This window comes from Kitasatospora sp. NPDC094016 (assembly GCF_040304045.1).
Classification (GTDB): domain Bacteria; phylum Actinomycetota; class Actinomycetes; order Streptomycetales; family Streptomycetaceae; genus Kitasatospora.
Genome location: NZ_JBEOUK010000088.1, coordinates 1 through 10,199, shown reverse-complemented (window position 1 = coordinate 10,199; position 10,199 = coordinate 1). Strand labels below are relative to the sequence as shown.

Annotated in this window: 5 protein-coding genes; 4 read left to right on the top strand and 1 reads right to left on the bottom strand. The window is 70.9% G+C overall.

Annotation, left to right across the window (positions count from 1 at the left end; translation table 11 throughout):
• Nucleotides 1-585 precede the first annotated feature (585 nt).
• The 4 genes from gltB to ABT015_RS37555 all read left to right on the top strand — a co-directional run bounded on the left by gltB (nucleotide 586) and on the right by ABT015_RS37555 (nucleotide 9,391).
• Nucleotides 586-5,187, top strand: coding sequence for a glutamate synthase large subunit (gltB, locus tag ABT015_RS37570; protein WP_350887756.1), 4,602 nt, complete (start codon nucleotides 586-588; stop codon nucleotides 5,185-5,187).
• Nucleotides 5,180-6,640, top strand: a complete 1,461-nt coding sequence (locus tag ABT015_RS37565) for a glutamate synthase subunit beta (RefSeq protein WP_350887754.1) — start codon at nucleotides 5,180-5,182, stop codon at nucleotides 6,638-6,640. The genes gltB and ABT015_RS37565 overlap by 8 nt, the downstream gene beginning before the upstream one ends.
• 342 nt (nucleotides 6,641-6,982) lie before the next feature.
• Nucleotides 6,983-7,849 (top strand): Sco1979 family transcriptional regulator, encoded by an 867-nt coding sequence (locus tag ABT015_RS37560; protein ID WP_350887752.1) that lies wholly within the window; start codon nucleotides 6,983-6,985, stop codon nucleotides 7,847-7,849.
• Between the two features lie 84 nt (nucleotides 7,850-7,933).
• On the top strand, nucleotides 7,934-9,391 hold the full coding sequence (locus tag ABT015_RS37555; RefSeq protein ID WP_350887750.1) for an aldehyde dehydrogenase family protein: 1,458 nt from the start codon (nucleotides 7,934-7,936) through the stop codon (nucleotides 9,389-9,391).
• Nucleotides 9,392-9,479: 88 nt separating this feature from the next.
• Here the strand turns inward: ABT015_RS37555 and ABT015_RS37550 are convergent, their stop codons facing one another.
• Nucleotides 9,480-10,049 (bottom strand): Uma2 family endonuclease, encoded by a 570-nt coding sequence (locus ABT015_RS37550; protein ID WP_350887748.1) that lies wholly within the window; start codon nucleotides 10,047-10,049, stop codon nucleotides 9,480-9,482.
• Nucleotides 10,050-10,199 lie beyond the last annotated feature (150 nt).

Here is a 10,199-nt window from a genome sequence, read left to right as displayed (position 1 = left end):
GACAACCGCTCACTCGCAGGCGACTTGACCTGCCCCACTCTCGCCACACCACAACCAACGAGACAGGCACCCCAAAGTCACTGGCATTGCGGCTAGGTCCTGCCCGGCGTCGCGGGCCCGGCAAGATCGGCCGGACAGGACCCGGGTGCGCTCGTTCGGCCGGGGTGTGTGACGACCCGGTGGAGTGCATGACTATGCCGGGAAGTGCGTGACGTTCCGCACATGACTGCCGGGTGGCGCCTGGCCTAGTCTCACCATTCGGGCCTCGGGGCCGAGGATTCGCATCCGTGGCCGAGCCCTCGGGATCGATTCACAGGCGTCCTTGATCGTCCCGTGTGGCGATCGGGTTTCGCCCCTGTTTCAGGCGGCCGACCGCCGGGCACAATCGAGGGGACGCGCATTGTGGCGCGTCCTCTCATTCCCCCCTTGACCTGCGGATCAGTCCGCCATGTGGACGAGATATTCCACTTCCCGGGATCTTGGGCATCATGTAACTTGCACGAAATCGCATCAGGGCCAACGTCGTCCCTCCTTGCACCACACAGCCGAAAGACGACGACGGGAGAGCCGATGCTGCCTGCATCCATGCACTCCGCCAACGAGCCCCAGGCCGGCGCAGCCCGCCAGCCGTACGCGCTCGTTCCGGATGCGCGACCTACCGCTCAGGGCCTGTACGACCCGCGAAACGAGCACGACGCCTGCGGCGTCGGTTTCGTCGCCACGCTGACCGGCATCGCCGACCACACCATCGTCGAACAGGCGCTGACCGTCCTGCGCAACCTGGAGCACCGCGGCGCCACCGGCGCCGAGCCGGACTCCGGTGACGGCGCCGGCATCCTCACCCAGATCCCGGACGCCTTCCTGCGCGGCAAGGTCGACTTCGAGCTCCCCGCCGCCGGCTCCTACGCGGTCGGCATCGCCTTCCTGCCCGACGAGGACGCCGCCGACGCGGACGCCGTCGCCCGGATCGAGGCCATCGCGGCCGAGGAGGACCTCACCGTCCTCGGCTGGCGCGACGTCCCCGTCACCCCGGACCTGCTCGGCGCCACCGCCCGCAGCGTCATGCCGCGCTTCCGGCAGCTCTTCCTCGCCAAGGAGGGCCTGGCCGGGATCGAGCTCGACCGGACCGCCTTCGTCGTCCGCAAGCGCTCCGAGCGCGAGGTCGGGGTCTACTTCCCGTCGCTGTCCGCGCGCACCATCGTCTACAAGGGCATGCTGACCACCGGCCAGCTGGAGCCCTTCTTTCCCGACCTGTCGGACCGCTCCTACGCCTCCGCCGTCGGCCTGGTGCACTCGCGCTTCTCCACCAACACCTTCCCGAGCTGGCCGCTCGCCCACCCGTACCGGTTCGTCGCCCACAACGGCGAGATCAACACGGTCAAGGGCAACCGCAACTGGATGAGCGCCCGCGAGTCCCAGCTCGCCACCGACCTCATCCCCGCCAACCGCAACGGCCGGGGCCTGGAGCGGATCTTCCCGGTCTGCACCCCTGACCACTCCGACTCCGCCTCCTTCGACGAGGTCCTGGAGCTGCTCCACCTCGGCGGCCGCTCGCTGCCGCACTCGGTGCTGATGATGATCCCGGAGGCGTGGGAGAACCACGCCACCATGGACCCGGCCCGCCGCGCCTTCTACCAGTACCACTCCAACCTGATGGAGCCCTGGGACGGCCCGGCCTGCGTCACCTTCACCGACGGCACCCAGATCGGCGCCGTGCTCGACCGCAACGGCCTGCGCCCGGCCCGCTACTGGATCACCGAGGACGGCCTCGTCGTCCTCTCCTCCGAGGTCGGCGTGCTCGACATCGACCAGGAGAAGGTCGCCAAGAAGGGCCGCCTGCAGCCCGGCCGGATGTTCCTCGTCGACACCGCCGAGGGCCGCATCGTCGGGGACGAGGAGATCAAGTCCTCCCTCGCCGCCGAGCACCCCTACGCGGAGTGGGTCGCCGCCGGGCAGATCCAGCTCGCCAAGCTGCCCGAGCGCGAGCACATCTTCCACACCCACGCCTCGGTCACCCGCCGCCAGCAGACCTTCGGCTACACCGAGGAGGAGCTGCGGGTCATCCTCGCCCCGATGGCCAAGACCGGCGGCGAGGCGCTCGGCTCGATGGGCACCGACTCGCCGATCGCCGCGCTCAGCGAGAAGCCGCGCCTGCTCTTCGACTACTTCGTCCAGCTCTTCGCGCAGGTCACCAACCCGCCGCTGGACGCCATCCGCGAGGAGCTCGTCACCTCGCTGCTCAGCAACCTCGGCCCCGAGGGCAACCTGCTGGCCGCCGAGGCCGCCGCCTGCCGCTCGGTCGGCATCACCTTCCCGGTGATCGACAACGACGAGCTGGCCAAGCTCGTCCACATCAACCACGACGGCGACCAGCCCGGCCTCAAGGCCGTCACGCTCTCCGGCCTCTACAAGGTCGCCGCCGGCGGCCGGGGCCTGGCCGCCCGGCTGGCCGAGATCGCCGCCGAGGCCGACGCCGCGATCGCCGACGGCGCCCGGATCATCGTGCTCTCCGACCGGCACTCCGACGCCGAGCACGCCCCGATCCCCTCGCTGCTGCTCACCTCCGCGATCCACCACCACCTCATCCGCACCAAGCAGCGCACCCAGGTGTCGCTGCTGGTCGAGGCCGGCGACGTCCGCGAGGTGCACCACGTCGCGCTGCTGATCGGCTACGGCGCCGGCGCCGTCAACCCGTACCTGGCCATGGAGTCCGTCGAGGACCTCGTCGCCCAGAAGGTGTTCATCCAGGGCGTCGAGGCCGAGAAGGCCATCAAGAACCTGATCAAGGCGCTCGGCAAGGGCGTGCTCAAGGTCATGTCCAAGATGGGCATCTCGACCGTCGCCTCCTACCGCGGCGCCCAGGTCTTCGAGGCCATCGGCCTCTCCCAGGAGCTGGTCGACGGCTACTTCGCCGGCACCACCACCAAGCTCGGCGGCATCGGCCTGGAGGAGATCGCGAAGGAGACCGCCGCCCGCCATGCCAAGGCCTACCCGGCCTCCGGCATCCCGGCCGCGCACCGCGCGCTGGAGATCGGCGGCGAGTACCAGTGGCGCCGCGAGGGCGAGCCGCACCTGTTCGACCCGGACACCGTCTTCCGGCTCCAGCACTCCACCCGCAACCGCCGGTACGACATCTTCAAGCAGTACACGGACCGGGTGAACGAGCAGTCCACCCGCCTGATGACGCTGCGCGGCCTGTTCCAGCTGGACGCCCTCGGCCGGACCCCGATCCCGGTCGAGGAGGTCGAGCCGGTCTCCGAGATCGTCAAGCGCTTCTCCACCGGCGCCATGTCGTACGGCTCCATCTCCCTGGAGGCGCACGAGACCCTCGCCATCGCGATGAACCGCCTCGGCGGCAAGTCCAACACCGGCGAGGGCGGCGAGGACCCGGACCGCCTGTACGACCCCGAGCGCCGCTCGGCCATCAAGCAGGTCGCCTCCGGCCGCTTCGGCGTCACCTCCGAGTACCTGGTCAACGCCGACGACATCCAGATCAAGATGGCCCAGGGCGCCAAGCCCGGCGAGGGCGGCCAGCTGCCCGGCCACAAGGTCTACCCGTGGGTCGCCAAGACCCGGCACTCCACCCCGGGTGTCGGCCTGATCTCGCCGCCGCCGCACCACGACATCTACTCGATCGAGGACCTGGCGCAGCTCATCCACGACCTCAAGAACGCCAACCCGGCCGCCCGCATCCACGTGAAGCTGGTCTCCGAGGTCGGCGTCGGCACGGTCGCCGCGGGCGTCTCCAAGGCGCACGCCGACGTGGTGCTGGTCTCCGGGCACGACGGCGGCACCGGCGCCTCCCCGCTGACCTCGCTGAAGCACGCGGGCGGCCCCTGGGAGCTCGGCCTCGCCGAGACCCAGCAGACCCTGCTGCTCAACGGCCTGCGCGACCGCATCGTCGTGCAGACCGACGGCCAGCTCAAGACCGGCCGCGACGTCGTCATCGCCGCGCTGCTCGGCGCCGAGGAGTTCGGTTTCGCCACCGCGCCGCTGGTCGTCTCCGGCTGCATCATGATGCGCGTCTGCCACCTGGACACCTGCCCGGTCGGCGTCGCCACCCAGAACCCGGTGCTGCGCGAGCGCTTCTCCGGCAAGCCCGAGTTCGTGGTCAACTTCTTCGAGTTCATCGCCGAGGAGGTCCGGGAGATCCTCGCCGAGCTGGGCTTCCGCACGATCGAGGAGGCCGTCGGCCACGCCGAGCACATCGACGCGGCCGCCGCCATCGACCACTGGAAGGCCGCCGGGCTCGACCTGGCCCCGCTCTTCCACGTCCCGCAGCTGCCCGAGGGCGCGGCCCGCCACCGCACCACCTTCCAGGACCACGCGCTCGACAAGGCCCTGGACAACCAGCTGATCACGCTCGCCGAGGACGCCCTGGAGCGCGGCGAGACCGTCCGCATCCAGCTGCCGATCCGCAACGTCAACCGCACCGTCGGCACCATGCTCGGCCACGAGGTGACCAGGCGCTACCGCGGCGAGGGCCTGCCCGAGGGCACCATCGACGTCACCTTCACCGGCTCCGCCGGGCAGTCCTTCGGCGCCTTCGTGCCGCGCGGCGTGACCCTGCGGCTGGAGGGCGACGCCAACGACTACGTCGGCAAGGGCCTCTCCGGCGGTGTCGTGATCGTCCGCCCGGCCCGCGACGCCGCGGCCATCGGCAACGACGCGCAGAACCACGTCATCGCCGGCAACACCATCGGCTACGGCGCGACCTCCGGCCGGATCCACCTGCGCGGCAAGGCCGGCGAGCGCTTCGCCGTCCGCAACTCCGGTGCCACCCTCGTCGTCGAGGGCGTGGGCGACCACGGCCTGGAGTACATGACCGGCGGCCGGGTCGTCATCCTCGGCGAGACCGGGCGCAACCTGGCGGCCGGCATGTCCGGCGGCATCGCCTACGTCCTGGACCTGCGCCCCGCGAACGTCAACGACGGCCTGGTGGGCATCGAGGCCCCCTCCGCCGCCGACCGCGACTGGCTGCGCGAGACCGTGCAGCAGCACTACGAGGAGACCGGCTCCACCGTCGCCGCCGAACTCCTGGCCGACTGGGGCAGCGGGGTCTCCCGCTTCTCCACGATCATGCCGACCGACTACAAGGCAGTGCTCGCCGCCAAGGACGCCGCTGAGCGCGATGGCCTCTCCGAGGCCGAGACCACTCGCAAGATGATGGAGGCGGCTAATGGCTGACCCCAAGGGCTTCCTGACCACGCCCAAGCAGCTGGCCGAGCGGCGCCCCGTCGACGTGCGCCTGCGGGACTGGAACGAGGTCTACGTCGAGCGCAGCCTCCTGCCGATCATCACCGAGCAGGCCGGCCGCTGCATGGACTGCGGCATCCCGTTCTGCCACAACGGCTGCCCGCTCGGGAACCTCATCCCCGAGTGGAACGACCTCGCCTACCGGGACGACTTCGTCGGCGCGATCGAGCGGCTGCACGCGACCAACAACTTCCCGGAGTTCACCGGCCGCCTCTGCCCGGCGCCCTGCGAGTCGGCCTGCGTGCTCGGCATCAACCAGGACGCGGTGACCATCAAGAACGTCGAGGTCACCATCATCGACAAGGCCTGGGACCGCGGCGGCGTCACGCCGCAGGTCCCGGAGCGGCTGTCCGGCAAGACCGTCGCCGTCGTCGGCTCCGGCCCGGCCGGCCTGGCCGTCGCCCAGCAGCTCACCAGGGCCGGGCACACCGTCGTCGTGTACGAGCGCGCCGACCGCGTCGGCGGCCTGCTGCGCTACGGCATCCCCGAGTTCAAGATGGAGAAGCGCCACATCAACCGCCGCGTCGAGCAGATGCGCGCGGAGGGCACCCGCTTCCGCACCGGCGTGCACGTCGGCGAGGACATCACCGGCCAGCAGCTGCGCGAGCGCTTCGACGCCGTCGTCGTCGCCGCCGGCGCCACCACCGCGCGCGACCTGCCGGTGCCCGGGCGCGAGCTCAAGGGCGTCCACCAGGCCATGGAGTACCTGCCGCTGGCCAACAAGGTGCAGGAGGGCGACTTCGTCGAGTCGCCGATCAGCGCCAAGGGCAAGCACGTCGTCGTCATCGGCGGCGGCGACACCGGCGCCGACTGCGTCGGCACCGCCCACCGCCAGGGCGCGGCCTCCGTCACCCAGCTGGAGATCATGCCGCGGCCCGCCGAGGAGCGCCCCGGCCACCAGCCCTGGCCGACCATGCCGATGACCTACAAGGTCACCTCCGCGCACGAGGAGGGCGGCGAGCGGATCTACTCCGTGAACACCACCCACTTCACCGGCGACGAGCACGGCGACGTCCAGGAGCTGCACCTCGTCGAGGTCGAGTTCAGGGACGGCCGCTTCGAGCCCGTCCCCGGCACCGAGCGGGCCATCCCGGCGCAGCTCGTCACCCTGGCCATGGGCTTCACCGGCACCGACGTCCGCAACGGCCTGGTCGAGCAGCTCGGCGTGGACCTGGACGCGCGCGGTAACATTGGCCGCGACGGCCGGTTCGCCACCAATGTCGATGGCGTGTACGTCTGCGGAGACGCCGGTCGCGGTCAGTCGCTGATCGTCTGGGCCATCGCGGAAGGCCGCTCGGCCGCAGCCGCGGTGGACAAGTACCTCGGCGGCAAGACCCCACTGCCGGCCCCGATCCGTCCCACCGACCGCCCGCTGGTCGTCTGACGGGCCGACCGGCCCCCCGAACCCCCGGTGCCGCATCGCCGGGAGCTCAACCCGCTGCCCCCGCCAGCGTCGCCGGGCCAACGCGGTCTCCTGGCGCCTGCCCTCTTCCCCGACCAGTTGGAGGGCGGGCGCCGTCGCGTTCCCCCGCGTTACCCCGAAGCTGGCCGGCCCGTCAAGAGTCGCGTCAACTCTCAGACATTTCCCAGGACTTGGGTCTACCGTAGGCCCGTTCCGGGCGCCCTGCGGGAGGGCCTGGCCGGACGGACTGTTGTTCGTCGGTGCCAGGTGGCAGACTGCCGCCGACGGCCGGGGGGCTGCTGCGCGAGTGCGGAGGTTGACGCGATGAGCACGACTCAGACAAGCGGAGGCGCCACGGTACGGCGCCTGCTGCTCGGCACCCAGCTGCGCAAGCTCCGCGAGGCCAGGGGAGTCAGTCGCGAGGAGGCCGGCTACTCGATCCGCGCCTCCGAGTCCAAGATCAGCCGGATGGAACTCGGCCGGGTCGGCTTCAAGGAACGCGACGTCGCCGACCTGCTCACCCTCTACGGCGTGGAGGCCGAGCAGGAGCGCGCCACCGTCCTCGGACTCGTCCGGGACGCCAACGCCACCTCCTGGTGGCACGAGTACGGCGACGTGCTGCCCGCCTGGTTCCAGAACTACGTCGGCCTGGAAGAAGCCGTCGCCGAGATCCGCAGCTACGAGGTCCAGTTCGTCCACGGGCTGCTCCAGACCGCCGACTACGCCCGCGCCGTCATCGCCGCCGGCGGCCACGTCACCGACCCAGGCGAGATCGAACGCCGCGTCGAGGTCCGGCTCAAACGCCAGGCCGTGCTCACCGCCGAGAGCGGCCCCCGCCTGCTCGCGATCCTCGACGAGGCCGCGCTGCGCCGCCCCTGGGGCGGCCCCGAGCTGATGCGCAACCAGATCGACCGGCTGCTGGAACTCGGCGAACTGCCCAACGTCCGGCTCCGGGTGCTGCCGCTGGGCTGCGCCGGACTGAGCGCCGAGAGCGGCGCCTTCACCGTGCTCGGCTTCGCCGAACCCGAACTCGCCGACGTCGTCTACGTCGAACAGTTCACCACCGCGCTCTACCTCGACAAGCCGGCCGAGGTCGCCGAGTACCGCCACGCCATGGAAGGACTGCTCGCCGACAGCCTCGACCCCGAACAGACCCGGCAGCTCCTGCACTCCGTACGCCAAGAGCTCTGAGACGTCAGTACGATGATGCCCAATCAGACCGGGCCGTAGCGGCTCGCCCGCCGACGTTCCCCGAACCGGCACGAGAGGCATCAGATGTCGTACTTCTCCGAGTTGGCGCTGCAGTACATCGACGGCGAATGGTGCAGCGGCAGCGGCTCCTGGGACATCGTCGACGTCGACCCCTACACCGGCGACAAGCTCGCCACCATCACCGTCGCCACCATCGCCGAGGTCGACCGGGCCTACCGGGCCGCCGAACGGGCCCAGAAGCAGTGGGCCGCCACCACCCCCTACGCCCGCCGGCTCGTCTTCGAACGCGTGCTGCGCCTGATCGAGGAGCGCGAGGAGGAGATCACCCACGCCATCATGGCCGAGCTCGGCGGCACCGCGCTCAAGGCCGCCTTCGAACTCTCCCTGGTCAAGGACATGCTGCGGGACTGCCTGCGGGTGGCCCTGGGCCTGGAAGGCCGGCTGCTGCCCTCGATCACGCAGGGCCAGGAGAACCGCCTCTACCGGCTGCCGGTCGGCGTCGTCGGCGTGATCAGCCCGTTCAACTTCCCGCTGTACCTCTCGATCAAGGCCGTCGCCCCCGCCCTCGCCCTCGGCAACGGCGTGGTGCTCAAGCCGCACCAGGAGACCCCGATCGTCGGCGGCACCCTGATCGCCCGGCTCTTCGAGGAGGCGGGCCTGCCGGCCGGGCTGTTCAACGTCGTGGTCACCGACATCGCCGAGATCGGCGACGCCTTCATCGAGCACCCGGTGCCCAAGGTCATCGCCTTCACCGGCTCCGACCGGATCGGCCGGCACGTCGCCACCGTCGCCGCCGCCAACTTCAAGCGCACCGTGCTCGAACTCGGCGGCAACAGCGCGCTGATCGTGCTCGACGACGCCGACCTCGACTACGCCGTGGACGCCGCCGTGTTCAGCCGCTTCGCCCACCAGGGCCAGGTCTGCATGGCCGCCAACCGCGTCCTCGTCGACCGCTCCGTCGAGGCCGAGTTCACCGCCAAGTTCGTCGCGAAGATCTCCTCGCTCACCGTCGGCGACCCCAAGGACCCGGCCACCCAGATCGGCCCGCTGATCAACCCCGTCCAGGCCGACACCATCACCGCCCAGGTCGACCAGGCCATCGCCGCCGGCGCCACCGCGCTGCTGCGCGGCACCACGGTCGGCAGCCTGATGGAGCCCGTCGTCCTCACCGGCCTGGCCGAGGACGCGCCGATCCTCCAGCGCGAACTCTTCGGCCCGGTCGTGCTCGTGGTGCCCTTCGACGGCGAGGACGAGGCCGTCCGGCTCGCCAACGACAGCCCCTTCGGGCTCAGCGGCGCGGTGCACACCGGCGACGTCGAGCGCGGCGTCCGGGTCGCGCACCGGATCGAGACCGGCATGATCCACGTCAACGGCGGGACCATCGCCGACGAGCCGGCGGTGCCGTTCGGCGGGGAGAAGAACTCCGGCATCGGGCGGCTCAACGGGGAGTCCACGGTGGACGCGTTCACCACCGTGAAGTGGATCTCCGTCCAGCACGGGCGCACGGCCTTCCCGTTCTGAGCGTTCTTGTTCCGGGTGTTTCTGTTCTGACGGTGCCGCCTCGGGCGGTGCGGGTCGCCCGGCGGCAGCCGCCGGGCGACCTGATCGGTCAGGCCGGGTAGCGGATGAGACCGTCGGTGGCGAGCTCGAAGCCGAAGGGGGCGGGGATCGGCACCCGGTCGCCGAAGCCGCCGGTCCAGCGTTGGCGGTATGCGCCGCCGGAGGGCTCGGAGTAGAGGGTGATGTCGCCCTTGCGCGGATCGATCAGCAGGTACAGCGGGATCCGCATCTGTGGGTAGTCGCGCACCTTGCCGACCAGGTCGTTCTCCGGGTTCGGCGGCGAGACGATCTCCACCGCGATCGCCGCCTCCTCGGCCGGCACCTCGTTGCCGCCCAGTTCGACGACCGAGATCGGGATGTAGGTCAGGTCGGGGTTGCGCAGCTTGCCCACGTTCGGCGACGCCAGATCGGTGTTCTCGCTCGGCATCAGGTCGGACGGGCGGCGCGCGTCGAACTGCTCGCGGATGAGCAGCAGGTTGCGCTGGTGGATCACCGATGGGCCGGCCATCATGATGATCTCGTCGCCGGAGATCTCGATCTTCCACCCGGCCGGAGGCGTCAGGCTCCGCGCGTAGGCCAGCAGCCGCGCGTGGCGCTCTGGGATCTGGAACTCGCTCATGGCCCCATTCTTCCTCTGCGAACAGCACGAAGGCCGTCGGGGGGGGGGGGGGGGGGGCCCCCCCCCCGCCCGCGGGGGGGTGGTGGGGAAAAACCCCCTGGCCGCCCCCCCCCCGGCCCCCCCGGGGGGGGGAATAGAGGTCGGGGGCGG